Source organism: Pseudomonas sp. Mb7 (assembly GCF_054790525.1).
Genome location: NZ_CP186501.1, coordinates 3108208 through 3132024, shown reverse-complemented (window position 1 = coordinate 3132024; position 23817 = coordinate 3108208). Strand labels below are relative to the sequence as shown.

At 60.5% G+C, this 23817-nt stretch carries 21 protein-coding genes; 9 read left to right on the top strand and 12 right to left on the bottom strand.

Annotated features, from left to right (window positions below; all coding sequences use genetic code 11):
• Positions 1-101: 101 nt before the first annotated feature.
• The 3 genes from preA to hydA all read right to left on the bottom strand — a co-directional run bounded on the left by preA (position 102) and on the right by hydA (position 4348).
• Positions 102-1376: an NAD-dependent dihydropyrimidine dehydrogenase subunit PreA gene (gene preA, locus ACOYXH_RS14015; RefSeq protein WP_093440896.1), complete on the bottom strand. Its 1275-nt coding sequence runs from the start codon at positions 1374-1376 to the stop codon at positions 102-104.
• Positions 1377-2744: an NAD(P)-dependent oxidoreductase gene (locus tag ACOYXH_RS14010; protein WP_460410833.1), complete on the bottom strand. Its 1368-nt coding sequence runs from the start codon at positions 2742-2744 to the stop codon at positions 1377-1379. It abuts the gene before it with no gap.
• A gap of 164 nt (positions 2745-2908) precedes the next feature.
• Complete coding sequence (hydA, locus tag ACOYXH_RS14005) at positions 2909-4348, bottom strand: dihydropyrimidinase (RefSeq protein ID WP_460410832.1); 1440 nt, start codon at positions 4346-4348, stop codon at positions 2909-2911.
• Between the two features lie 625 nt (positions 4349-4973).
• Here hydA and ACOYXH_RS14000 point away from each other — a divergent pair.
• The 3 genes from ACOYXH_RS14000 to ACOYXH_RS13990 all read left to right on the top strand — a co-directional run bounded on the left by ACOYXH_RS14000 (position 4974) and on the right by ACOYXH_RS13990 (position 8969).
• Positions 4974-6458: an NCS1 family nucleobase:cation symporter-1 gene (locus ACOYXH_RS14000; protein ID WP_095047979.1), complete on the top strand. Its 1485-nt coding sequence runs from the start codon at positions 4974-4976 to the stop codon at positions 6456-6458.
• A 158-nt stretch (positions 6459-6616) separates the two neighbouring features.
• Entirely contained in the window at positions 6617-7900 is a 1284-nt protein-coding gene (locus tag ACOYXH_RS13995; RefSeq protein WP_095047978.1) for a Zn-dependent hydrolase, read from the top strand.
• Between the two features lie 127 nt (positions 7901-8027).
• Positions 8028-8969: a DHH family phosphoesterase gene (locus tag ACOYXH_RS13990; RefSeq protein ID WP_095124551.1), complete on the top strand. Its 942-nt coding sequence runs from the start codon at positions 8028-8030 to the stop codon at positions 8967-8969.
• On the opposite strand, the gene ACOYXH_RS13985 is transcribed toward ACOYXH_RS13990, so the two are convergent.
• Positions 8939-9805 (bottom strand): CAP domain-containing protein, encoded by an 867-nt coding sequence (locus tag ACOYXH_RS13985; RefSeq protein ID WP_095047976.1) that lies wholly within the window; start codon positions 9803-9805, stop codon positions 8939-8941. The two genes, ACOYXH_RS13990 and ACOYXH_RS13985, sit on opposite strands and share 31 nt — an antisense overlap.
• Positions 9806-10107: 302 nt before the next feature.
• Positions 10108-10878 carry an alpha/beta hydrolase gene (locus ACOYXH_RS13980; protein WP_320413122.1) on the bottom strand — a complete coding sequence of 257 codons (771 nt, stop codon included), beginning with the start codon at positions 10876-10878 and terminating at the stop codon, positions 10108-10110.
• A 112-nt stretch (positions 10879-10990) separates the two neighbouring features.
• On the opposite strand from ACOYXH_RS13980, the gene ACOYXH_RS13975 reads away from it, so the two are divergent.
• A complete protein-coding gene (locus ACOYXH_RS13975; RefSeq protein WP_460410831.1) occupies positions 10991-11938 on the top strand; it encodes an aldo/keto reductase in 948 nt (315 codons plus the stop codon).
• A gap of 19 nt (positions 11939-11957) precedes the next feature.
• Here the strand turns inward: ACOYXH_RS13975 and ACOYXH_RS13970 are convergent, their stop codons facing one another.
• On the bottom strand, positions 11958-12851 hold the full coding sequence (locus ACOYXH_RS13970; RefSeq protein WP_460410830.1) for a LysR family transcriptional regulator: 894 nt from the start codon (positions 12849-12851) through the stop codon (positions 11958-11960).
• A 97-nt stretch (positions 12852-12948) separates the two neighbouring features.
• Here ACOYXH_RS13970 and ACOYXH_RS13965 point away from each other — a divergent pair, with 97 nt between their 5' ends.
• Complete coding sequence (locus ACOYXH_RS13965) at positions 12949-13425, top strand: (R)-mandelonitrile lyase (RefSeq protein ID WP_460410828.1); 477 nt, start codon at positions 12949-12951, stop codon at positions 13423-13425.
• A gap of 445 nt (positions 13426-13870) precedes the next feature.
• On the opposite strand, the gene paoC is transcribed toward ACOYXH_RS13965, so the two are convergent.
• The 4 genes from paoC to ACOYXH_RS13945 form a co-directional block, all read right to left on the bottom strand.
• Positions 13871-16069, bottom strand: coding sequence for an aldehyde oxidoreductase molybdenum-binding subunit PaoC (gene paoC, locus ACOYXH_RS13960; protein ID WP_220556428.1), 2199 nt, complete (start codon positions 16067-16069; stop codon positions 13871-13873).
• Entirely contained in the window at positions 16066-17022 is a 957-nt protein-coding gene (locus ACOYXH_RS13955) for an FAD binding domain-containing protein (protein ID WP_460410826.1), read from the bottom strand. Before ACOYXH_RS13955 ends, paoC begins: the two co-directional genes overlap by 4 nt.
• A complete protein-coding gene (paoA, locus tag ACOYXH_RS13950; RefSeq protein ID WP_093440843.1) occupies positions 17019-17642 on the bottom strand; it encodes an aldehyde dehydrogenase iron-sulfur subunit PaoA in 624 nt (207 codons plus the stop codon). The genes ACOYXH_RS13955 and paoA overlap by 4 nt, the downstream gene beginning before the upstream one ends.
• Positions 17643-17932: 290 nt before the next feature.
• Positions 17933-19687 carry an L-lactate permease gene (locus tag ACOYXH_RS13945; protein WP_095047969.1) on the bottom strand — a complete coding sequence of 585 codons (1755 nt, stop codon included), beginning with the start codon at positions 19685-19687 and terminating at the stop codon, positions 17933-17935.
• 243 nt (positions 19688-19930) lie between these two features.
• On the opposite strand from ACOYXH_RS13945, the gene ACOYXH_RS13940 reads away from it, so the two are divergent.
• A complete protein-coding gene (locus ACOYXH_RS13940) occupies positions 19931-20134 on the top strand; it encodes a hypothetical protein (protein ID WP_095124556.1) in 204 nt (67 codons plus the stop codon).
• Positions 20135-20249: 115 nt separating this feature from the next.
• Complete coding sequence (locus ACOYXH_RS13935) at positions 20250-21314, top strand: hypothetical protein (protein ID WP_095047968.1); 1065 nt, start codon at positions 20250-20252, stop codon at positions 21312-21314.
• A 71-nt stretch (positions 21315-21385) separates the two neighbouring features.
• Here ACOYXH_RS13935 and ACOYXH_RS13930 read toward each other — a convergent pair whose 3' ends face one another.
• Entirely contained in the window at positions 21386-21661 is a 276-nt protein-coding gene (locus ACOYXH_RS13930; protein WP_099756559.1) for a hypothetical protein, read from the bottom strand.
• A gap of 306 nt (positions 21662-21967) precedes the next feature.
• Between ACOYXH_RS13930 and ACOYXH_RS13925 the strand changes: the two genes are divergently transcribed.
• Both ACOYXH_RS13925 and ACOYXH_RS13920 read left to right on the top strand, forming a co-directional pair.
• Entirely contained in the window at positions 21968-23050 is a 1083-nt protein-coding gene (locus ACOYXH_RS13925) for a hypothetical protein (protein ID WP_095124558.1), read from the top strand.
• A gap of 2 nt (positions 23051-23052) precedes the next feature.
• Positions 23053-23406, top strand: coding sequence for a DUF1428 domain-containing protein (locus ACOYXH_RS13920; protein ID WP_460410825.1), 354 nt, complete (start codon positions 23053-23055; stop codon positions 23404-23406).
• 116 nt (positions 23407-23522) lie between these two features.
• Here the strand turns inward: ACOYXH_RS13920 and ACOYXH_RS13915 are convergent, their stop codons facing one another.
• Positions 23523-23714 carry a hypothetical protein gene (locus tag ACOYXH_RS13915; RefSeq protein WP_095047965.1) on the bottom strand — a complete coding sequence of 64 codons (192 nt, stop codon included), beginning with the start codon at positions 23712-23714 and terminating at the stop codon, positions 23523-23525.
• Positions 23715-23817 lie beyond the last annotated feature (103 nt).

Genomic DNA, 23817 nt, shown 5'->3' with positions numbered 1-23817 from the left:
GTTTCGACTATGGATTCAAAGCAAATCGTTCACGTCGGTGGATTTCTGAAGCATCCCCCAATCAGTCCCCTCTCCCTTTGGGAGAGGGTTAGGGTGAGGGGCTAGACCGCAACGTGATACGGATTCCGCGGATCATGATTCCAGTCCAGAAACGGCTTCCCAGTCTCCATCGGCACCATCTCGATACAGTCCGCCACCGGACACGTGATCTGGCACAGATTGCAGCCCACACACTCCTCATCAATCACTTCATATTTATGCGTGCCGTCCGCCTGCTTCAGACTGCTGATCGCCTGGTGTGAAGTGTCCTCACAAGCAATGTGGCAACGCCCGCAACCAATGCACGCGTCCTGATCAATCTTGGCGATCACCTGATAGTTGATATCGAGGTACTTCCAGTCCGTGGTATTGCCCACCGCGCGCCCGGAAAACTCGGCGATGCTGGCGTAACCCTGACTGTCCATCCACCGCGACAACCCATCCTTCATCTCTTCGACAATGCGGAAACCATGCAGCATCGCCGCCGTGCACACCTGCACTGCGCCGCTGCCCAGCGCCATGAATTCCGCGGCATCGCGCCAACTGCCGATGCCGCCAATCCCGCAGATCGGCAAGCCCTGGGTCTGCGGATCGCGGGCGATTTCGGCGACCATGTTCAGCGCAATCGGCTTCACGGCCGAGCCGCAATAACCGCCGTGGGTGCTTTTGCTGCCGACGGTGGGCAGGGCGACCATGTGTTCCAGGTCGACGCTGGTGATCGAGTTGATCGTATTGATCAGCGACACTGCATCGGCACCGCCGCGATGGGCGGCGCGGGCGGCGACGCGGATGTCGGTGATGTTCGGCGTCAGTTTGACGATCACCGGCAGCGAGCAATAGGTCTTGCACCAGCGCGTGACCTGTTCGACGTACTCCGGCACCTGACCGACCGCCGCCCCCATGCCACGCTCGGGCATGCCGTGCGGGCAGCCGAAATTCAGCTCGATACCGTCAGCGCCGGTGGCTTCCACCAGCGGCAGAATGTGTTTCCACGATTCCTCCACGCACGGCACCATCAGCGAAACGATCAGCGCGCGATCCGGCCAGTCCTTCTTCACCTGAGTGATTTCGCGCAGGTTGATTTCCAGCGAACGGTCGGTGATCAGCTCGATGTTGTTGATGCCCAGCACTTCACGGTTATTGCCGTAGTGCGCCGAGTAACGCGACGACACGTTGACCGCCGCCGGATCCTCTCCGAGGGTTTTCCAGACCACGCCACCCCAGCCCGCTTCGAAGGCGCGGACCACGTTGTAAGCTTTGTCGGTCGGTGGCGCAGAGGCCAGCCAGAAAGGATTCGGCGCTTTGATGCCAGCGAAGACAATCGACAGATCGGCCATTTACGCAGCCTCCACGTTAAGCATCAGTTGAGCATTGATCGCCTCGGCGGCGCGTTTGCCGTGCTGCACGGCTTGCACGGTGAGGTCCTGATCGAGGCTGGTGCAGTCGCCGCCGGCATACACGCCGGGGATGCTGGTGCGCAGGTTTTCATCGACGTAGATGCGTTCGCCCTGACGCTTGAGTTCACGGGCCAACGGGTCGGCGAGGGCGCTGCCGTCGAAGGCCTGACCGATGGCTTTGAAGATCGCATCAGCGGCCAGCTCGAAAGTTTCGCCGGTGGTTTGCAGGCGACCGTCGACAAGATCGGTGCGGGCGAAACGCATGCCGCGCACCTGGCCCTGAGCGTCGAGCAGCACCTCTTCCGGTTGCGCCCAGGTCAGCAGACGTACTTGGTTGGCTTTGGCGATGTCCTGTTCATGACCGGTGGCGCCCATGTCGGCGGCGCCACGGCGATACACCAGATTGACGTCGCGGGCACCGAGGCGGGCCATTTGCACGGCCATGTCGATCGCGGTGTTACCGGCGCCAAGGACGATGCAGCGTTCGGCCAGTGGCAGTTGCGTGAGGTCATCGGCCTGGCGCAATTCGCGAATGTAGTCGGTGGCAGCGAGCAGGCCGGGGGCATCTTCGTGGGCCAAACCGAGTTGCTTGCTTGCGTTGAGGCCGAGGCCGAGGAACACCGCGTCGAACTGCTGATGCAGTTCACTCAGCGTCAGATTCTCGCCGAGCTTGTGCCCGTGACGAATCTCGATGCCGCCGATCTGCAGAAGGAAATCCAGTTCCTTCTGCGCGTAGTCGTCGACCAGTTTGTACTTGGCGATTCCGTATTCATTGAGGCCGCCAGCCTTTTCCCGAGCTTCGAAAATCACCACGTCATGGCCGTGCATGGCGCTGCGATGCGCACAGGACAAACCGGCCGGCCCGGCACCGACCACGGCGATGCGTTTGCCGCTGGCAGCCGCGCGCTGGAACGGGTGCTCGCTGAAGTGCGCGTTGTCCACGGCGTAGCGTTGCAGCAGGCCGATCAGCACCGGCGCGCATTCCTGAGCGTTGTTGCGCACGCAGGCTTGCTGGCAAAGGATTTCCGTCGGACACACCCTCGCGCAACTGCCACCGAGGATGTTCGCCGAGAGGATTTTCTGCGCAGCACCGGGGACGTTGTCCTGATGAATGTTGCGTATGAACGACGGGATGTTGATCTCGCTGGGGCACGCGTTGACGCACGGCGCGTCGTAGCAATACAGGCAGCGCGAGGCTTCCAGATGCGCCTGCCGGGCATTGAGCGGCGGCGCTAAATCGGTGAAATGCCCGGCGAGGGCGGCCGCGCTTTCGTGCGGGTGGGGGAGATGGTTCAGGGTCTCGATCACGGTTTTGTGCCTCACGGTTATTGAGGTTCTCTGCCTCTATCGGGCAGTGGTTTTTGTGGCGTTCGGGATGGCCTCATCGCTGGCAAGCCAGCTCCCACAAGGTTTTGTGAGCACCACAGATCCCTGTGGGAGCTGGCTTGCCAGCGATAGGCCGAAGGCCGCTTTCAGCGTTTCACAGCAGTCGGCTTGTGCCGCTCAGCCCGCTTGCTCAGCAAATCAAACACCGCCGGATACGCCGGCCGTTCGATGTACCGCCCGGCCCCGCGCTCGGCGCGCAGGTCGCCATCGGCCCAGACCACCCGGCCCTGGCTGACGGTATGGCTCGGCACACCGCGCACGGTCTTGCCTTCGAAGATGTTGAAGTCCACCTGCTGATGGTGGGTCTTGGCGGAAATGGTCCGGGTGCCTTGCGGATCCCACAGCACCAAGTCGGCATCGGCACCCACACGAATCGCGCCTTTGCGTGGATACAGGTTGAAGATCTTCGCGGTGTTGGTGGAGGTGAGGGCGACGAAATCCTGCATCGACAAACGCCCGGAGTTAACCCCCTCATCCCAAAGCACTGCCATGCGATCTTCGATACCCGCCGTACCGTTGGGAATCTTGCTGAAGTCATCGCGCCCGGCGGCTTTTTGCTCGGCGCAGAAGCAGCAATGGTCAGTCGCGGTGGTGTGCAGATTGCCATTTTGCAGTCCGTGCCACAGCGCCTCTTGATGACCCCGCGGACGGAACGGCGGGCTCATCACGTAACCGGCAGCGGTCTGCCAGTCCGGGTGTTGATAGACGCTGTCGTCGAGCAGCAAATGCCCGGCGAGGACTTCGCCATAAACCGGTTGGCCCTTGCTGCGCGCATAAGTGATTTCGTCGAGGGCTTCCTTGGTCGAAACGTGCACCAGATACAACGGCGTGCCGATGGTTTCAGCAATACGAATCGCCCGGCTCGCCGCTTCACCTTCAACCTGCGAGGGCCGCGACAGCGGATGCGCCTCCGGCCCGGTGATGCCCTGGGCCATCAACTTGCGTTGCAAGTGATAAACCAGCTCGCCGTTTTCCGCGTGCACGGTCGGCACCGCGCCGAGTTCCAGGCAGCGCTCGAAACTCGCCACCAGCGTGTCGTCGGCGGCCATGATTGCGTTCTTGTAAGCCATGAAATGCTTGAAGCTGTTGATCCCGTGATGGCTGACCAGCTCGGCCATTTCCTCACGCACCTGCTCGCTCCACCAGGTGATTGCGACGTGGAAGCCATAGTCGGAAGCCGACTTTTCCGCCCAGCCGCGCCACTGATGAAAGGCTTCCATCAGCGACTGCTGCGGATTGGGAATCACAAAATCGATGATCGACGTGGTGCCGCCGGCCAGACCGGCCGCCGTGCCGCTATAGAAATCTTCGCTGGCCACGGTGCCCATGAACGGTAGTTGCATGTGCGTGTGCGGATCTATGCCGCCAGGCATCAGGTATTGCCCGCTGCCGTCGAGGACTTCGGCGCCGGCGGGAACATCAAGGTTTTCACCGATGGCTTTGATCACGCCGTCGGCACAATAGACGTCGGCGCGATAACTTTCATCATGGGTAACAACGGTGGCGCCACGGATCAACAGAGACATTCCGAGTTCCTCGCAGGCATTGACCGACTTGTGCCGGTTCTAGATGTTTTATTGATGTACAGCGTTGCAGGTCGTATTCCTGTCAGCGCTGTCAGGAATAGAAGCTAGTCGCAGATTTGCAATAGATCAAGATTATTTTTTATAAGCTTATGACTGTTTTAAGTGTATGAAAAATAAGAATAAAAACTATAAATCACCAAAATGGTGAGGCCGTTCACCATTTTGACGCACTTGACAGGATGGAAATATGAGCAAGATTTCCTATGTGAAATCAGCCGCTTGAAGTTGAGCTGCGGTTGCTCGCTCACGGTGAAAATAAATGCAGTGCACCAGATTGAGTCCTGTCTGTTCGGACAACTTGCCAAGTGTTTAGCCTGAGCACCCAGACAAGTTTCCGCGAACTCATCCGGTGAATAATTAAAACTGATGAATATCAGAAAGTTGCAAAGCGTTTGAAACACCGCCCGATGCGTAAGCGGGGCACCCGGCACGTTTATTGATGCCGCCGCTGACACCATGGCCGGTGCACGAAAGTTGTCAGTTCCTCCGGCCATCGTCCGGTTCGTACCCTCGGGTGCAGCCGCCTGATGAGCAAAAAAATAATCAGAAGAACAGTGGAGCGGCCATGCAACAGATCAGATCGCAAGTGACCGAGCGCGACGGCTTGTTCGAGCTTGAAGCCGGCAGCGACGTCCTCGACAGTCCCCGTTACAACCACGACATGGCACCGACCAAGGTGCGCGAACGTACCTGGAACAAGTGGCACATCACCGCGCTATGGGTCGGCATGTCGATCTGTGTGCCGACTTATACCCTCGGTGGCGTGCTCACGGCGTACTTCGGCTTGAGCGTCGGTGAAGCGCTGCTGGCGATTCTGTTCGCCAACGTCATCGTGCTGATTCCGCTGACACTTAACGCTTTCCCCGGCACCAAGTACGGCATCCCGTTTCCGGTGTTGCTGCGCTCGTCGTTCGGCATTCTCGGCTCCAACGTGCCGTGCCTGATTCGCGCACTGGTGGCGTGTGGCTGGTTCGGCATTCAGACGATGTTTGGCGGGCTGGCGATTCACCTGTTTCTCGGCTCGGTGTTCGAGGGCTGGAAATCCCTCGGCGGCACGGGGGAGGTGATTGGCTTCATGGTGTTCTGGGCGTTGAATCTGTGGGTGGTGATTCGCGGTGCCGAGTCGATCAAGTGGCTGGAAACCTTGTCGGCGCCGCTGTTGGTGGCGGTCGGCATCGGGCTGCTGGTGTGGGCGATGCCCAATGTGTCGATGACCGAGCTGCTGGCGATTCCGGCTAAACGTCCGGAGGGCGCCAGTGTGGTCAGTTACTTCGCCGCCGGGCTGACCGCAATGGTCGGTTTCTGGGCCACGTTGTCGCTGAACATTCCTGACTTCAGCCGTTATGCCAAGAGCCAGAAGGATCAGATCCTCGGGCAGATTTTCGGCCTGCCGCTGACGATGTTTTTGTTTGCATCGCTGGGCGTGATCATGACCGCCGCTTCGGTGAAACTGGTCGGTGTCACCGTCTCCGATCCGGTCACTCTGATCGGTCATATCCAGAGCCCAGTGTGGGTCGCGGTGGCCATGGCGCTGATCATTATCGCCACGTTGTCGACCAACACTGCCGCGAACATCGTCTCACCGACCAACGACTTCCAGAACATCGCACCGAAGGTCATCAACCGCACCAAAGCGGTGTTGCTGACCGGGTTTGTCGGACTGTTGCTGATGGGTCATGAATTGCTGAAAAAACTCGGTTTGATCGTCTCCGATGTCAGCCTGGAAACCGTGTATTCCAACTGGCTGCTGGGTTATTCGAGCCTGCTCGGGCCGATCGCCGGGATCATGGTGGTGGACTATTTCCTGATCAAGAAACAGCAACTGGACCTGGCCGGTTTATACCGCGACGACGTCTATCCGGCGTGGAACTGGGCCGGGTTTCTCGCGTTCGGTGTGCCGGTGGTGCTGACCTTGCTGTCGCTGGGTAGCGATGCGTTCAGCTGGTTCTACAGCTATGGCTGGTTCACCGGCTCGGCGCTGGGCGGGATTATTTATTACGGGTTGTGCGTGATGCGTGCGCAGCCTTCGGTCGTTAAATCAGCGGTGTAAGTGAGGGCCCCATCGCTGGCAAGCCAGCTCCCACAAGGATTGAGTCGTACACAAATTGTGTGTTCAACCCAAAACCTGTGGGAGCTGGCTTGCCAGCGATGTCGGCCTGACAGACACCACAGCAGTATCCATAGGAAAAGCAGCCTGAGGAGATCCCCATGAACGCAGCCGTAGACGTTCTGCAATCAACCCATCAGCACATCAACCGCGACCGCTTATGGGCGTCGCTCATGGAGCTGGCCAAGCTCGGCGCCACGGTCAAGGGCGGTGTCTGTCGCCTGGCCCTGACCGATCTCGACCGCCAGGCCCGCGACCTCTTCGTGCAATGGTGCAAGGACGCCGGATGCAGCGTCACGGTCGATGCCGTCGGCAACATCTTTGCCCGCCGCCCGGGGCGCAATCCCAACCTGCCGCCGGTAATGACCGGCAGCCACATCGACACCCAGCCCACCGGCGGCAAGTTCGACGGATGCTTCGGTGTGCTCGCCGGTGTTGAAGTCCTGCGCACGCTCAACGACCTCGGTGTGGAAACCGAAGCGCCGCTGGAAGTGGTGGTCTGGACCAACGAAGAAGGCTCACGCTTCGCCCCATGCATGATGGGCTCCGGTGTGTTCGCCGAGAAATTCACCCTCGAAGAAACCCTCGCCAAAGTCGATGCCGACGGCGTCACCGTTGGCGAAGCGCTCAACGCGATCGGCTACGCTGGCCCGCGCAAGGTCAGCGGGCATAAGGTCGGCGCCTATTTCGAGGCGCACATCGAACAAGGCCCGATCCTCGAAGACGAACAGAAAACCATCGGCGTGGTGCTCGGTGCTCTGGGGCAGAAGTGGTTCGACCTCAAACTTCGCGGCGTCGAAGCGCATGCCGGCCCGACGCCGATGCACCTGCGCAAAGATGCACTGGTCGGCGCTTCGGTGATCGTCGGCGCCGTCAACCGCGCCGCCCTCGGCCACCAGCCGCATGCCTGCGGCACCGTCGGCTGCCTGCAAGCCTATCCCGGTTCGCGCAACGTCATTCCTGGCGAAGTGCGCATGACCCTCGACTTCCGTCATCTGGAACCGGCGCGTCTGGACTCGATGATCGCTGAAGTAAAGCAAGTCATCAACGCCACCTGCGAAGAACACGGCCTGACTTATGAACTGACCCCGACCGCGGACTTCCCGCCGCTGTACTTCGAAAAAGGCTGTGTGGAAGCGGTGCGCAGCGCAGCAAAAGGGCTTGGCTTGTCGAATATGGACATCGTCAGCGGCGCCGGCCATGACGCGATTTTTCTCGCCGAACTCGGCCCGGCCGGGATGATCTTCGTGCCGTGCGAAGGCGGCATCAGCCACAACGAAATCGAGAACGCCGCGCCGGATGATCTGGCGGCCGGGTGTGCGGTGTTGTTGCGGGCGATGCTGGCGGCTTCGGCGATGGTCGCGGGAGGGCAGCGGGCGGCTTGAAGATGAAAAGATCGCAGCCTTCGGCAACTCCTACAGGGAAACCATAAATCCTGTGTAGGAGCTGCCGGAGGCTGCGATCTTTTCGCTGTCACCACAACGTCATGAAAATGTGCGATTTTGCCGGCCCATGAAAATCATCACCTCCGGCGCGTCCTATCTGGACATCGACGCCTACGCCTGCTGCATCGCTTATGCAGAACTGCTCAATCTGCGAGGCATTCCCGCCCGCGCCATGAGCAGCGCACAACCCAACGCCAGCGTTTCGCACACCGTGCTCGGCTGGGCTGCTGCTTTTGACGATTGCCAGCCGACGCTGGACGATGAGTTTGTCCTGGTCGATGTCTCGGACTATCACCATTTCGACCCGTTGGTGGTGCTCGAACGGGTGGTGGAAGTCATCGATCATCATCCGGGGTACGAGCATTACTGGGCGCAGAAGCTTGGGTCTGCTGCCGATATTCGCCCGATCGGCGCGGCGGCAACTCAGGTTTTTCAGCGCTGGCAGGCGGCCGGTGTGCTGCTGCAGATCAGCGTGCAAAGTGCCGCTTTGCTGGCCACCGCGATTCTCGACAACACGCAGAATTTCACCGGACAGATGACCACGCCAGCGGACATCGAGGCTTACGCCGACCTCGCTTCACGGGCAAAACTGCCGGCAGACTGGCCTCGGCAATATTTTCTCGAGTGCCAGGCCAACATCGAGTCGAACCTTGCCGCTGCATTGGCAGCCGACTCGAAACGGATGAAACCCGAGAGCAACCTGCCATGCTTTTTCGCGCAAATGACTGTTTGGGATGCCGACACCTTGCTGCAAAAGCACCGGCCGATGATCAATTGCTGGATGGCAGAGCAGGGCGATGACTGGCTGCTGAATGTGATCAGTATCCGCGACCGCGAAAGCTGCTTTCTGGCGCCAGCCGAGGTCAGCCAGCAAAAGCTCAATCGCTTGTTGCCACTCGACTGGCAGGGCGGATTGGCCGTGCGGGCACCCTCAATGCTGCGCAAGGAACTATTGAAATTGGCACTGGACGCTGCCAGTCACTGCGCGCCAAACACCATCGTCCAGTAAACCCCTTCGTCACTGCGCGTCTCACTGGCAAACCCGGCGCCGACCTGGGTAAACATCGGATTCATCAGATTGGCGCAGTGCCCAGGGCTGGCCAGCCATCCAGCCATGGCCTTGCCCGGTGAACTCTGTCCGGCAGCAATGTTTTCGCCGATCTGCCGACCGCGATAGCCGGCCGCCCGGGCGCGGTCGGCAGGCAGGTCGCCGTCCGGATCGCGGTGGGCGAAGTAGTTGCCGTAAGCCATGGCTTTGCTGTGCCCCTGCGCGGCTGCGCCCAGTGCTGCGTTCCAGCTCAACGGCCGGGCGGCGGCGAAGCGCTGGCGTCCGCACATCCGTGGCCGGGCGCGCGCGGCGTTTACCTCAGCGAGCAAGGCCTTGCCGACGCTGCGGTTATCGCCGACACGGCTGTCGAGCACCGGTTGCGCCAACACCACTTGCCATTCATTACGCGAACGACTGACACCGATGTCGGCGTAGCTCGCATCCAGCAGCGCGGCGCAGTGTTCGTCTTGCAGCAAGTCGAAGGCCTCTTCGGCGTCCTCGGCCCCAATCACGCGAATACTGCGCACCGCGATGGCGGAATACCCGGACGACTTCAGCGCTTCACGCATGCCACCGGCGTAGCGATAACCGATCGGCAAGGCCAGGTTCGACTTCAGCACCAACGGCGCCAGACGTTGCGCCGGGCGTCGATCGCAGCGCTGCGGATGGGCACGATAGTCGTTGATGGCAGCCACCAGTTGTCGCTCCGCACCGGCATGGGCGGTTTCAGCGAACAGCGGTGAAAGGATCAGCAGGCACAGCGAAACGAAGCGAGACGAACGAACGGCGTGGCGCATGAGACGGGCAGCTCTGAAGGAGGACAGCGCAAAAGTTGAGTGAACCGCAGAAAGCGGCGCGAGTAGGACTGGTCTTTTTCGACTTGGTTCAAGGGGCGGGGAGGGGGTTTATTGTGGGGCGACGACTTGCTGCATGTTTCAGGAAGATTAAGCGTGGTTGGACTGGCCTCATCGCTGGCAAGCCAGCTCCCACAGGGGACGGAGCCGTACACAAAAATTGTGTTCACCGCAAAAACTGTGGGAGCTGGCTTGCCAGCGATAGCGTTCGCCCAGCCAACACAAAAAGCACGGGTGAATCCTCATTAGCGATTCAACAGATCCCCCATCCACTGCAAATACTGCGCACGGTCGGAAATCGAGTTATGCCCTGACTCCGGTACCACTCTGAGCATCGCCACGCCTTGCGGGAAACTTTCCAGCAAACGCTGGGTGCTGGCGCGAGGGATCACCTCGTCGTCACTGGCTGCCAGCAGCAACGTCGGCACGCGGATATGCGCGGCGTACTTGCCGGACTCAAATCGCTCCTTGAGCAACCACTTCACCGGCACCCACGGGTATTGCCGCGCCGCGATTTCTTCAAGGCTGTTGTAAGGCGTCACCAGAATCAAATGTTGCAGCGGCCGCTGACTGGCCAGACGCACCGCGACGCCCGATCCCAGGCTGCGGCCAATGAGCGAAACCTGCGGGTGGCTGGCGTACACCTGATCAAAAAGTGCCAAGGCATCCTCGGCAATCGCCGCTTCCGACGGTGAACCGCCGCTGCCACCGAAACCGCGGTAGTTGAGCAGATACACCGCGTAATCGGGAAACGCCTCGGCAAACTCCGGCAGATTGCGCGACACGTCCTCGGCATTGCCGCCGAAATAGATCAGCGCCCGTGGCCCGACGCGCTCGCGGGTGATCACTGAAACCCGCGCGTCCGGCATCGACAGGATCAGTTGTGAGTCGCTGCCGCTGACGGCATTGGGCTGCGGAAAATAGATCAGCGAGCGCTGAAAAAAGAACAGCGCCGCGCACAGCACCAGGTACACGGCAACGATCAATGCGACGAGTGACATCAGGGTTCGGGACATTCGGCTACTTTTAACGGTGTGTGAAGGATCGCTGTCGCAGTGTAGTTCAGCCCTGCAACCGGGCCGCTCGCACACACAACATGCAACAGATCAACGCAACAGGGGAACCAGCATGAGCCACACTGAGGGTTACTCCCGTCGCCGATTGCTCACGCTGGCTGCCGGGGTTTCGGCGGTCTTCACCTTTGATCGGGCGCTGGCCACAACCACCACGTCCGCGACCACCGGAGGCCAAACCATGCAGACCCGTGCCATCCCGTCCAGTGCCGAGTCGCTGCCAATCGTGGGCCTGGGTACCTATCGCGGCTTTGACGTCGCGCCCGGTGACCCGGCCTATCGGCAATTGCCGGCGGTGCTCGATGAGCTGTTCAAAAAGGGCGGCACGCTGATCGACAGTTCACCGATGTATGGCCGCGCCGAACAGACTGCCGGTGAACTGCTATCGATCCACGAACCGCGTTCGCCAGCATTTCTGGCGACCAAGGTGTGGACGCGCGGGCGCAAGGAAGGCATCGCGCAGATGGAGCAGTCGTTCAGCCTGCTGCGCACCGAACGCATCGACCTGATGCAGATCCACAACCTGCTCGACTGGCAAACCCACCTGCCGACCCTACGTGAATGGAAAGCCCAGGGGCGCATCCGTTACATCGGCATCACCCATTACACACCCTCGGCCTACGACGAAGTCGAAGCGGTGCTGAAGTCCGAGCCACTGGATTTTCTGCAAATCAACTACGCCCTCGATGACCGAGGCGTGGAGAAACGTATTTTGCCTTTGTGCCGCGAACGTGGCGTCGCGGTGATCTGTAATCGGCCGTTCGGTGGCGGGGGACTGCTGGCCCGGCTCAAAGGCAAATCGCTGCCGGGCTGGGTGTCGGATGTGCAGGTCAACAGTTGGCCACAATTGGCGTTGAAGTTTCTGCTCTCGCATTCGGCGGTGACTTGCGTGATCCCGGGCACGGGCAATCCGCGCTATATGGCCGATAACGCCAAGGCCGGGTTCGGGCCGATGCTCACCGATGCGCAGCGGCATCAGTTGATTGCGTTAGCAGCGGGATAATCGATCTCGTAGACGGCGCTCAGCCGCGATAGCGCAACGCCTCCAGCAACAACGCAAACGCCGGCGCAGCCTGACGCCGGCTCGGGTAATACAGGTGATAACCGGAAAATGTCGGGCACCAATCCTCCAGCACTTGCCGCAAACGACCGTCGGCCAGATACGGCGCAACGATGTTTTCCGGGATGTAACTCAGGCCGAAACCGTCCAGCGCAGCGTCGAGCAACGGGTAGACACCGTTCAAGGTGATTTGCCCGGAGACCCGCACTTTCAGGCTTTCGCCATCCTTCTCGAACTCCCAGCTGTACAACCCGCCATTGGTCGGCAGACGCAGGTTGTTGCAGGCGTGGTCGGTCAGGTCGCGGGGCGTTTGCGGCTTGGTGCGTTTGGCAAAATAGGCCGGTGAACCGACCACCGCCATGCGCATGTCGGGGCCGATGCGGGTGGCGATCATGCCTTGCGCGACGTCTTCGCCCAGGCGCACGCCGGCGTCGAAACCCTGGCCGGCGATGTCGACGAAACCATAGTCGCAGCTCACCTCGACGCTGATGTCCGGGTACTGCGGCAGAAAGGATTTGAGCACCGGGCGCAGCAGCCAGTCCAGCGAATGATCGGTGGCGTTGAGGCGGATCTTGCCCGCCGGGGTGTCACGTAGATTGCTCAGTGCCGCCAGTTCCACTTCGATCTCTTCGAAGCGCGGGCCGATGGTTTGCAACAGGTGCTCGCCAGCCTCGGTGGGCGAGACGCTGCGGGTGGTACGGGTCAGCAGACGCAGGCCCAAACGGGCTTCGAGTGCGCGGATGGTATGGCTCAACGCGGACTGCGAGACACCGAGCTTGGCCGCGGCCTTGGTGAAACTGCGCTCGCGGGCCACGGCGAGGAAGGCGAGCAGGTCGGTGGCGTTTTCTCGAAGCATTGATGAGTGTCCTGCATAAGTTTTTTCGAATTCTAGTCGATTATCTGAAGAGTTGACGCCGGTAGAGTGCTGACATTGTTTATCCGGAGGAACCGCCATGAACCCGATTGCCGCTTCTGCATTGACCCTTTCCCTGTTAGCGGGTGAGGTGCAGGCCAATGAAACACCACGAGTGACCGTCACACCGAATGGTTCGCAACCTTCGGCCAAGGGCCCAACGGACTGGTTCACCGGCACTGTGCGGGTCGATGCGCCGTTCAAAGGCACCGAAGCAGCGCGGGTCAGTGGTGCGACGGTGACGTTTGAGCCGGGCGCGCGCACCGCGTGGCATACACATCCGTTGGGACAGACCTTGATCGTCACGGCCGGTTCCGGGTTTGTGCAGGAGTGGGGGCAGCCGGTTCGTGAGATTCGTCCAGGGGATACCGTGTGGATTGCGCCGGGGGCCAAGCATTGGCACGGTGCGGCGCCCGGCACGGCGATGACTCATATCGCGATTGCTGAAGTGCTCGATGGCAAAGTCGCGGATTGGATGGAGCAGGTGATTGATGAGCAATATCCGCGAGCTGACTGAAAGCTGTTGGTAGCGCACTAGCACCCCATGCTGGTGCGCCACCTGATTTCCCTCACCCCAGCCCTCTCCCGGAGGGAGAGGGGGCCGACCGAGGTGTCTTGCGCCATACATCGACCTGAGAGACCGAGTCGATTATGGGTTCACAGCACTTCGACCTGAAAGTGCCGTGTCGATTACGGGTTCACAGCACTTCGACCTGAAAGTGCCGTGTCGATTACGGATTCACAGCACTTCGACCTGAAAGTGCCGTGTCGATTACGGATTCACAGCACTCCGACCTGAAAGTGCCGTGTCGATTACGGATTCACAGCACTCCGACCTGAAAGTGCCGTGTCGATTATGGATTCACAGCAAGACGTTCACGTCGGTGCAGCCCTCAAATATCCCCGGATCGGTCCCCTCTCCCTCTGGGAGAGGGCTAGGGTGAGGGGCTCTTTTCAGGCGTTTAGATCATCTCCGGCAGTGAAGAGAGGATTTTATCGAGGGTGATTGGATACTCCCGCACCCTAGCCCCCGTAGCATTGTAAATAGCATTCGCCACCGCCGCACTGACCCCGCAAATCCCCAACTCACCGACACCCTTGGCCTTCATCGGCGAAGACAGCGGATCGGTCTCATCGAGGAAAATCACCTCCTGATGCGGAATGTCGGCATGCACCGGCACCTCGTACCCGGCCAGATCATGGTTGACGAAAAACCCAAGTTTCTTGTCCACCGCCAACTCTTCCATCAACGCTGCACCGACGCCCATGGTCATCGCACCGATCACCTGACTGCGCGCCGAAGTGGGGTTGAGAATCCGTCCCGCCGCGCACACCGCGAGCATGCGTCGCACGCGTACTTCACCGGTGGCCGCGTCGACGGCGACTTCGACGAAATGTGCGCCGAAGGTCGACTGCTGATACTTCTCGGCCAGATCACCGAACTCGATGCTGTCCTCGCCGACCAGCGCGCCGCCTTCAGCCGCGTTGCGCAATGGCACGCTCTTGCTGCCGACGCGCACCTGACCGTCGATGAATTTGGCCTGGTCCGCCGCCAGCCCCAGTTTGCTCGCCACTGCTTCGCGCAGTTTTACGCACGCGGCATAGACCCCGGAGGTCGAGCAGTTACCGCCGAACTGGCCGCCGGAGCCGGCCGACACGGGGAAGTTCGAGTCACCCAGCCGCACCACCACCGCGTCGAGGCCAACGCCCATCATCTCGGCGGCAGTCTGCGCGATGATCGTATAGCTGCCGGTGCCGATATCGGTCATGTCGGTTTCCACAACAATCTTGCCGTCACGCTCCAAATGAACGCGGGCGCCGGACTTGACCAGCAGGTTGTTGCGAAACGCCGCCGCCACGCCCATGCCGATCAGCCAGCGACCTTCACGACGGCTGCCCGGTTGAGCCTTGCGCTGATCCCAGCCAAATTTCTCGGCCCCGGTCTGCAGGCACTTGATCAATTGCCGCTGGGAAAACGGCCGTTCGGTCTTCACAGGATCGACCTGCGTATCGTTGAGAATGCGGAATTGCACCGGGTCCATCTTCAGTTGCTCGGCCATCTCGTCCATGGCGATTTCCAGCACCATCAACCCCGGTGCTTCACCCGGCGCACGCATGGCGTTGCCTTCGGGCAAATCGAGCGGCGCGAGGCGCATGCTCACGCGACGGTTTTCGGCGGCGTACAGCAACTGGCTCGGTTGTGCGGCGAGTTCGACCTTGCCGTCGGCAAGGTTGCCCGACCAGCCTTCGTGAGCGATGGCGGTGAGCTTGCCGTCCGCCGTGGCGCCCATGCGGATGCGCTGAATTGTCGCCGGACGGTGCGTGGTGTTGTTGGCCATCTGCGGGCGGGCGAGGGCCACCTTCACCGGTCGGCCAGCCATGCGCGCACCGAGGGCGGCAAGAATCGCGTCGGCGCGGATGAACAGCTTGCCGCCGAAACCGCCACCGATATACGGCGAAACCAAACGAACTTTTTCCTTCGGTAGGCCGAGAGTTTTCGCAATGTCGCCGACACTCCACGCGACCATCTGGTTGGAGGTCCACAACGTCAGTTGATCGCCTTTCCACGCTGCCAATGTCGCGTGGGGTTCCATCATCGCGTGGGACTGGTCCGGGGTGGTGTAAGTCTGATCGAACTGCACTGGCGCGGCGGCAAAGGCCTTGTCGAAGTCACCATGATTGACGTCGGGCAACTCGTCTTTCGGCTCGACGCCCAAGTCTTTCACGCTGGCCAGATCGAATTTGCCTTCGGTGGTTTCATAATCGACCTTGACCCGTTGCGCGGCGGCGCGGGCCTGTTCGAAGGTCTCAGCGACGACCAGCGCGACGGCTTGCTGATAATGCTGCACTTCGGGACCGGCGAGCAGGTGGGCGGCGTTGTATTGACCCTTGTCGAGCTTGCCGGCATTCGCGGCGGTGACAATCGCCAGCACGCCCGGCGCGGCTTTCGCCGCGTCCAGATGAATGGCTTTGATCCGCCCTTTGGCGATGGCCGCATCGACCATGACACCGTAGGCCTGATTGGCGGCCGCTTCATGCTGCTCGTAGGCATACGTGGCCTGGCCGCAGGTTTTCAACGGCCCTTCGATGCGCTCGGTGGGTTGGCCGATGACCTTCAACTGGTCGATTGGGTTGGTGGTGGCGGGCGTGTCGAATTTCATGCTTCATCCCTCGCTTGCGCCAACACCGAGCCGAGCGTGCGCTCGACCAGGGTCAGTTTGAACTGGTTGTCGTGGGTCGGCGTGGCGCCGTCGAGCAGGCGTTCGCTGACGGCTTTGGCGCCTTTTGGCAGCAGCGCTTCGGCCGCTTCAACCCGCCACGGTTTCGGCGCGATACCGCCGACCGCAACGCGGCCGCTGCCGTCTTTTTGCAGGATCAGGCCGACCGAGACCAGCGCGAATGCGTAGGACGAACGATCACGCACCTTGTGATAAATGTGGGTGCCGCCGACGGGCGCGGGCAGTGTCACCGAGGTGATGAACTCGCCGGGCGTCAGGCTGGTTTCGATGTTCGGCGTGGTACCGGGCAACTGGTGAAAGTCGGCCATGGCGATGCTGCGGGTGCTGCCGTCGGGTTTCACCGTGTCAATCTGCGCATCGAGGGCACGCATGGCAATTGCCATGTCACTCGGGTGCGTGGCGATGCACGCGTCGCTGACGCCGATGATGCCGAGTTGCCGACTGACCCCGCCAATCGCCGCGCAACCGCTGCCGGGATTGTGTTTGTTGCAGGCTTGATGGGTGTCGTAGAAATACGGGCAGCGCGTGCGTTGCAGCAGGTTGCCGGCGGTGCTCGCCATGTTGCGCAACTGTCCGGAAGCCCCGGCGAGCAAGGCGCGCGAGAGGAGGGCGTAGTCTTTCCGCACGCGCATATCGGCCGCCAGATCGGTGTTGCGCACCAGTGCGCCGATGCGCAAGCCGCCCTCGGGCGTGGCTTCGATCTGATCCAGGCCGAGGTGGTTGACGTCGATCAGGTGCAGCGGGGTTTCGATGTCGAGTTTCATCAAGTCCAGCAGGTTGGTGCCGCCAGCGATGAAGCGTGCGCCTTCGACCTGTGCGGCTTGCGCAGCGGCAGCGGCGGGGGAGTCGGCGCGGCTGTAATTGAACGGTCTCATGCCGGTACCTCCGCGACTTCGGTAATGGCTTCTATGATGTTCGAGTAGGCACCGCAGCGGCAGATATTGCCGCTCATGCGCTCCTGAAACTCTCTGGCGATCAACTGCGGCGCCTCGGTGAGGCTCTCACTGACGTGGCTGGGGATACCGTCGCGGATTTCCTTGATCACTGACACCGCCGAGCAAATCTGCCCCGGTGTGCAATAGCCGCACTGATAGCCGTCGTGCTTGATGAATGCGGCCTGCATCGGGTGCAGATTGTCCGGCATGCCGAGGCCTTCGATGGTGGTGATCTCGCTGCCTTCGTGCATTACCGCCAGGGTCAGGCAAGAGTTGATGCGTCGACCATCGGCGATCACCGTGCAGGCGCCGCACTGGCCGTGGTCGCAGCCTTTTTTGGTGCCGCTCAGGTGCAGGTGCTCGCGCAAGGCATCGAGCAGGGTCGTGCGGGTGTCGACGTCAAGCGCACGCGGCTTGCCGTTGACGTTGATCGTCACTTTGCTCATGGCCGGTTGCTCCAGGTTGGCCGCATAGGCCTTGAGGCTGATAAACGGCGGCATCGCGAAGGCAGTGGCGGTCACGGCGCCGAGGATCAGAAATCCGCGTCGGGAAATCGTCATGGTTCGATTCCTTTTCTCTCTTCATCAGGGCAGCAGGGTCGTGAATGGCCCAAGCGGGCAGCCAGCGTCATCGCCGGTCTCGTTAAGGAGTGACTGCCGGAAAGAGGAAAAGGTTTTGTCGGATTTGCGCTATAGAGTTATGCGCACAGCTCATCAATCTTCTGCCTTACATACATCCCTGTGGGAGCGAGCCTGCTCGCGAAGAGGTCGGCCCAGCCAAAATCTTCATTGCCTGACCGGCCGCTTTCGCGAGCAGGCTCGCTCCCACATTTGAAATGTGTTCGGCCGGACTAATGCCCGCCCACCACCATCGAGGTAAACGGCGCCACATACGCCTGCAACGTCACCAGCCCGCCGACAAGAATTGCCAACACAATCGAGTGGAAGAACACATAGCGCAGAATCTCGCCTTCATGCCCGTACCAACGGGTCGCGGTGGAGGCGACCACGATCGATTGCGCATCGACCATTTTGCCCATCACCCCGCCGGAGCTGTTCGCCGCCGCCATCAGGATCGGACTGATCCCGAGCTGTTCCGACGTTACCCGCTGCAAGCCGCCAAACAACACGTTTGACGCGGTATCCGAACCGGTCAACGCTACACCCAGCCAACCGAGCAACGTGCCAAACATCGGATAGAAAATCCCCGTCGCCGCAAACGCCAGACCCATGGTCGCGTCGAGTCCCGAGTAGCGCGTGAGAAACCCCAGCGCCAGCATCGCCGCAATGGTGATCAACGAAAACCGCACCACCCACAACGTGCGCAGGTACTGCTTGATCAGTTGCGGGATGGAATAGCCCATCAGCAAACCGCCGACAATTGCTGCCAGCAGAATCCCGCTGCCGGTGGCGGTCAGCCAAGTGAATTTGTACACCGCTTCTTCCGCTTTCGGCGCGGCAACCACGGGCGGGACTTTTTCGATTTGCAGGTGCAGGCTGGTGAACGTCACCGCCGGGGCGAAAATCGGGTTGGCCTCGCGCAGCGGTTTGCCAGCGGGATCAAGCTTGGCCGACTGGGTGACCGGATCAATCGCGGGCCGGGTGTCGAACATATTCTTGAAGCCTTGAGTGCCCCAGGCAAAAACGAATACGGTGAGGATGATCCACGGCATCCACGCGCGCATCACCGCCGGGCGCGCCTGATCGCTGAACGCGGCGCTGGCAGTGATTTTTTCTTCCTCGACTTTGGAATTGTCGACGCGCCCCGAAAGCGCTGCCGAGGTGTGAATGGTCGCCGGTTTCCATACCTTCAAAAACAGCGTCAGACAGGCCATGGAAATCAGCGCGGCGATCACGTCCACCAACATTGGGCCGTGGTAGTTCGACACCAGAAATTGCGGGATCGCGAAGCTGACGCCGGCCACCAGAATCGCCGGCCAGATCTCCAGCATCTTGCGCCACCCGGCGAAGGCCCAGATCAGCCAGAACGGCACTAGCACCGAGAAAAACGGCAACTGCCGACCAACCATCATCGACAGTTCCATTTCATCCAGCCCGGTAACTTTGGCCAGCGTGATGATCGGCGTACCGAGTGCGCCGAATGCCACCGGCGCGGTGTTGGCGATCAGCGCCAGACCTGACGCGGCCAACGGCGAAAACCCCAGCCCGATCAGAATCGCCCCGGTCACCGCTACCGGCGTGCCGAACCCCGCCGCACCTTCGAAAAACGCACCGAAGCAGAACGCGATCAGCAACAACTGCAAACGGCGGTCATCGGTGATCCGCGCAAGGGAATCCTGCAGCACTTTGAACGAGCCGTTCTCGGTGGTCAGACGGTGCAGAAAGATGATGTTGAGGACGATCCAGCCGATTGGCAGCAAGCCATTCGCCGCACCGAACAACGCCGCAGAACCGGCCATGCTCGCCGGCATGCCGAAGGCAAAAATCGAAATCAGCAGGGCGGACGCCAGCGCCAGCAGCGCCGCGAGATGCGCCTTGACGTGGAAGAACGCCAGCGCCGCAAGCATCACCACCACCGGTACGGCGGCCATGAGCGTGGAGATCACCGGGTTGCCGAACGGGTCGTAAATTTGCTGCCAGACCATGGTCCACCTCTGCTTGTTGTTATTGAGGGCGCAGATCCATTGCGTGGTGCTTGGTTGCAAGGAGTATAGGTGGCGTTTCGCCGCCGCTCGGTCAGCGCGGGCTGGGCGACAAACGGTCGATAGTGGCCACTGAATCAAAGGCGTTTTGCCCGGTCGTATCTGCGGCTGCGCGCACCGCGTCCTGAAGGCGCGGGCAGCGTCGCCGATTCCGTCGTCAAGACCTTGGTTTTAGGGAAGTGTTGAATGAAGCGTGCAACAACAATACTGCTGACCGTGACCGCCGCCGTATTGCTCGGCGGCTGTGTCGCGGATTTTGATGATGACCACCGCCATGGCCGGCATTACGACCGCGATCATGGCCGCAATTACGACCACGACCGGCGCTGGGACGACCGCGATGATCGTCGCGACGGGCGTCGCTACTACCGCGATCGGGATGATGATTGACTGAGTTCTGCGCGCCCCATTAGTAGAACAGTCGCGCAGACGCGGGGGAGTGGACGCAATGATGGCAATTCAGTAGCATCGCCGTTTTTTTTCCCCTTCTCCCCCAAGGATGATCATGTCTGTGGCTTTGCTGTCGCGCCGTATACCCGTTGTTATCAGTGCAGTTCTGTCGGGCCTGCTGCTGTCGGGGTGCACCCAGTTGGGAACCTATCAGGATTCGGTCGCACCTGATGCCGCTAAGCTGCGCTTTGTCGCCAGCACCGATAACGCGTCGGTGGATTATTACGATGCAGAGCATTGCGATGGCCAGACCACCGGCTTGCTCAACAACCTGTTCATCGTCGACAGTGCGCGCCGGGTGGGCATGAGCGTGGCGCCCCCGGAAAAGGCCAAGAGCTACCTGGAAATCAAGCTGCCGCCCGACAAGGAAATGTACCTGAAGGTCAACACCCAGACCGGTTATGCCGTGTGCGGGTCGGGTTTCAGCTTCAAACCTCAGCGCGATACAGAATATGAGCTGACCTTCGACCTCAAGGGCCGCCAGTGTTCGACGCTGATGCAGCGCGTGCAGCGCATCGATGGCAAGGACGTACGCACGCCGCTCCCGATGAAACGCGAGGGGCTGGCGGCCTGTGCCGGGCGCAACCCGATCTTTCCCAAGCCGCCAGTGCTGCTGCCGGATACGCCGGAGCGGACGGTCATGATCGACCGCATCGTCAATGGCAGCCTCTTCGTGGTGTTGAAGTCCGACGCGAAGACGCGCGCCGCGACGACGTTTACGCCGGAAAAACTCGATTCGCTGGTCAGCGAGCGCAAGGCGAAAATGGGCTTTGAACTGCCAGACGATTACTGGGCGCTGTACCGTCAGAATCTAGACGCCTTCAACATTGAGGGTTCCGCGATTCCCAGCGAGGCGATCACCCGTTCCAGCGACGAGTATCGCAAACGTCTGCGCAGTATCGACGACAAGCGCTTGAAAGAATGGTCTGCCGTCGATGGTACTTCCGGCAAGCGTGGCAATGCGGTGCAGGCCGACATGGAAACCGGCATGATCACGTACTACTTCCAGTCGTCCAAGGAGGTCATGGGCGAAACCGTCATACGCCATCTCGACCGTATGGCCAAAATGGATGCGCAGTACAACGTCTGCTCGCGTTACGCCGAGTGCTGGAAGCGCTGAACGGCGCAATCCTGATGTGAAAAAGCCCGCTGCGCCGATACGGCCAGTGGGCTTTTTTGTGCCTGTTGCAATTAAAAATGAGCGCTCGCCCGGACGCTGGATCGCGCAGGCACAGAGGCCTCGATGTCCAGCAAATGGGTGGCGAGAATGTCGCTCAGAAAACGGAACTGATCGTTGATGCCGACCACTTCATTGTTGAAATGATTCGTGGCGGCGGGCATCAGCAGATCTTCGAAATCTTTGTTGAACACCAGCGCTTGAGCCTTATGCGACACGGCGTGCTGGTCGTAATAGTTGCTGCCGAACACCGGGAAACTCACGGAGAGTGTGACGTGGGTGTGAATCATGTTGTGAACTCCTCGTTGTGTTTCGGATGGGTCAATCGTGCCTTTGATGGGCGGTGGGCGGAAGGCAATCGTGGCGATGGTGAATATCGATGGCAGTGATGGTTAGAGTTTTTGGGGTGTTGCTGATGGCCTTATCGCTGGCAAGCCAGCTCCCACAGGTTCTGAGGCGATCACAAAATCTGCGGCTGCTGGAAATCCTTGTGGGAGCTGGCTTGCCAGCGATGAGGCCGGTACATCCAAAATCAGGCTCAATTGACACACCTATACTCAAATCTGCATCCCACTCATCTCAAGGACACCGCCACCGTGAACTCGCGTGCGCTGCTCGTCGCCGCACTGTTGTTGCTGGCCGGCTGCGCCACTTCGGCGCGGGCGCCGGTGTCAGCGCCGCAAGCCGTGTTTGTCTCGCCGGCCACCTGGCAGCAGATCGACCGGGAAATTGTCAGCGCTTCGCAGCAGTCCACCGAGCAAGTTAAAGTCTTTGCCCGCGGTTCGATGGAACATTGGCGCACTCGCGTCTATCAGCAAACTGAAGAAAATTTCATTCCGTGGTTCAGCAGCTACTGGACCCAGGAATGGCTGTCGATGAAAGTCAGTTGGTACACGATCAATGCCGGCGGTGAGCAAGATGCGTCAGCCAAGCGGCTGGCGGCGTATCTGCTTGAGCAATATCAGGAAAGGGTGCTGGCGCCGGTTGCGGTGGAGATCGATCCGGATGCGATTCTGGGGCAGGCGACGGCGTTCTATGCGCAGTTGATGGCGCAGCAGATGCCGCTCATCGCCCAGCGTCATGGTGTGCCTGTCGCTCAGCTCAACGGGCGTTTGCAGAAAATCCCCGCCATTGCACTGGGCCCGCCGCCAGCGCGCGATGCTTCGTTGTTTCAAGTGATCAGCACGGAACCGTTGAACACCTTGCCGGCCTATGCCGCGTTGATCGACAAGATCCACACTGACGGCGGCGCCAAGGGCATTGCCTCGACCGATGCTGGCATGGCCCCGGTGGCCAAGCGCGCCAGTCAGCGGATGGAAGCGGAAATGGCCCCGCGCGGGGCCGCCAGTGCTGTAGCGGCCGCGGCGGGGAAACTGGCTGGAGGGCTGATCTCGGTCGGTGTCGCCGGCATTCGCGCCATCCTCCAGGCCAATGACCGACCCGACAGCGAAGCGCTGATTCGCACCAGTCTGGGTAGCACCTTCGACAAAGCCTGGCTGAAACTGGTGCAGAGCCCGACGACTGGCGTTATGGCCGGCACGTTGCACCTGGCCGGGCAGGTCGAGCGCAATCTGGATAGGGTTGATGAACCGTCGGTCGGCTTGGGGGGGAATCGTGTCGAATGGCAGCCGCCGCAATCGACCAATCAGCAGATCGAACCCAACGTGCAAGGAGAGTGATCATGGCTTACATCGATATTTTCGTAGCGCCGGTGCCGACCGCCAATCGTGAGCAGTACAAAAAGCACTGTGAAATCGCGGCGAAACTGTTTAAAGAATACGGTGCACAGGATGTGATGCAGTGCTGGGGCGATGACGTGCCGGAGGGCAAGGTCACGTCATTTCCGATGGCGGTCAAACTCAAGGAGGGCGAGACGGTTTCATCCGGCTGGCTGATCTGGCCCGACAAGGCCACTCGGGACGCCGGCATGGGCAAAATTATGGAAGATCCGCGCATGCAACCGGACGTCAATCCGATGGGGTTTGATGGCCAGCGCATGATTTTTGGTGGCTTTAAAAATATCCTCGAACCCTGAAACCAACGTAAATCTTTTGTACGAGTGAGCCTGCTCGCGATCACGGTGGGTCTGTCAATGAAGCATTGAATGTGCGAACGCCATCGCGAGCAGGCTCACTCCTACAGGTATTGTGTTCACTCCGAGGGAGTGATTCTGCAGCTTTTACGGTTGCGGATCTGCTCGTCCGTCGGGCGTTCACGGACGAATTCGAAGCGCGGCTCGCCCTCGCTGTAATGCACCAGCCAGCCCCATTCCAGTTCGCTTTCATCCTGCCCAGGATTGGGCGGCCGGGCCCACCACGGTTCTTTGCTGAGGATCTCGCGCATGGTGGCCTCCGGTTGATGGCAATCCTTGAACTATAGCTTCCTGTCACGAGTCGTCAGATCAGGCTGTGTAGAATCCGGCGGATCACTTTGAACAGGGGAGCAG

What these genes read in the sequence shown, in the direction of transcription:
- preA (WP_093440896.1), bottom strand. Translation starts at nt 1,376, where the DNA reads ATGGCCGATCTGTCGATTGTCTTCGCTGGCATCAAAGCGCCGAATCCT.
- hydA (WP_460410832.1), bottom strand. Translation starts at nt 4,348, where the DNA reads ATGTCTCTGTTGATCCGTGGCGCCACCGTTGTTACCCATGATGAAAGT.
- ACOYXH_RS14000 (WP_095047979.1), top strand. Translation starts at nt 4,974, where the DNA reads ATGCAACAGATCAGATCGCAAGTGACCGAGCGCGACGGCTTGTTCGAG.
- ACOYXH_RS13995 (WP_095047978.1), top strand. Translation starts at nt 6,617, where the DNA reads ATGAACGCAGCCGTAGACGTTCTGCAATCAACCCATCAGCACATCAAC.
- ACOYXH_RS13990 (WP_095124551.1), top strand. Translation starts at nt 8,028, where the DNA reads ATGAAAATCATCACCTCCGGCGCGTCCTATCTGGACATCGACGCCTAC.
- ACOYXH_RS13985 (WP_095047976.1), bottom strand. Translation starts at nt 9,805, where the DNA reads ATGCGCCACGCCGTTCGTTCGTCTCGCTTCGTTTCGCTGTGCCTGCTG.
- ACOYXH_RS13980 (WP_320413122.1), bottom strand. Translation starts at nt 10,878, where the DNA reads ATGTCCCGAACCCTGATGTCACTCGTCGCATTGATCGTTGCCGTGTAC.
- ACOYXH_RS13975 (WP_460410831.1), top strand. Translation starts at nt 10,991, where the DNA reads ATGAGCCACACTGAGGGTTACTCCCGTCGCCGATTGCTCACGCTGGCT.
- ACOYXH_RS13970 (WP_460410830.1), bottom strand. Translation starts at nt 12,851, where the DNA reads ATGCTTCGAGAAAACGCCACCGACCTGCTCGCCTTCCTCGCCGTGGCC.
- ACOYXH_RS13965 (WP_460410828.1), top strand. Translation starts at nt 12,949, where the DNA reads ATGAACCCGATTGCCGCTTCTGCATTGACCCTTTCCCTGTTAGCGGGT.
- paoC (WP_220556428.1), bottom strand. Translation starts at nt 16,069, where the DNA reads ATGAAATTCGACACGCCCGCCACCACCAACCCAATCGACCAGTTGAAG.
- ACOYXH_RS13955 (WP_460410826.1), bottom strand. Translation starts at nt 17,022, where the DNA reads ATGAGACCGTTCAATTACAGCCGCGCCGACTCCCCCGCCGCTGCCGCT.
- paoA (WP_093440843.1), bottom strand. Translation starts at nt 17,642, where the DNA reads ATGACGATTTCCCGACGCGGATTTCTGATCCTCGGCGCCGTGACCGCC.
- ACOYXH_RS13945 (WP_095047969.1), bottom strand. Translation starts at nt 19,687, where the DNA reads ATGGTCTGGCAGCAAATTTACGACCCGTTCGGCAACCCGGTGATCTCC.
- ACOYXH_RS13940 (WP_095124556.1), top strand. Translation starts at nt 19,931, where the DNA reads ATGAAGCGTGCAACAACAATACTGCTGACCGTGACCGCCGCCGTATTG.
- ACOYXH_RS13935 (WP_095047968.1), top strand. Translation starts at nt 20,250, where the DNA reads ATGTCTGTGGCTTTGCTGTCGCGCCGTATACCCGTTGTTATCAGTGCA.
- ACOYXH_RS13930 (WP_099756559.1), bottom strand. Translation starts at nt 21,661, where the DNA reads ATGATTCACACCCACGTCACACTCTCCGTGAGTTTCCCGGTGTTCGGC.
- ACOYXH_RS13920 (WP_460410825.1), top strand. Translation starts at nt 23,053, where the DNA reads ATGGCTTACATCGATATTTTCGTAGCGCCGGTGCCGACCGCCAATCGT.
- ACOYXH_RS13915 (WP_095047965.1), bottom strand. Translation starts at nt 23,714, where the DNA reads ATGCGCGAGATCCTCAGCAAAGAACCGTGGTGGGCCCGGCCGCCCAAT.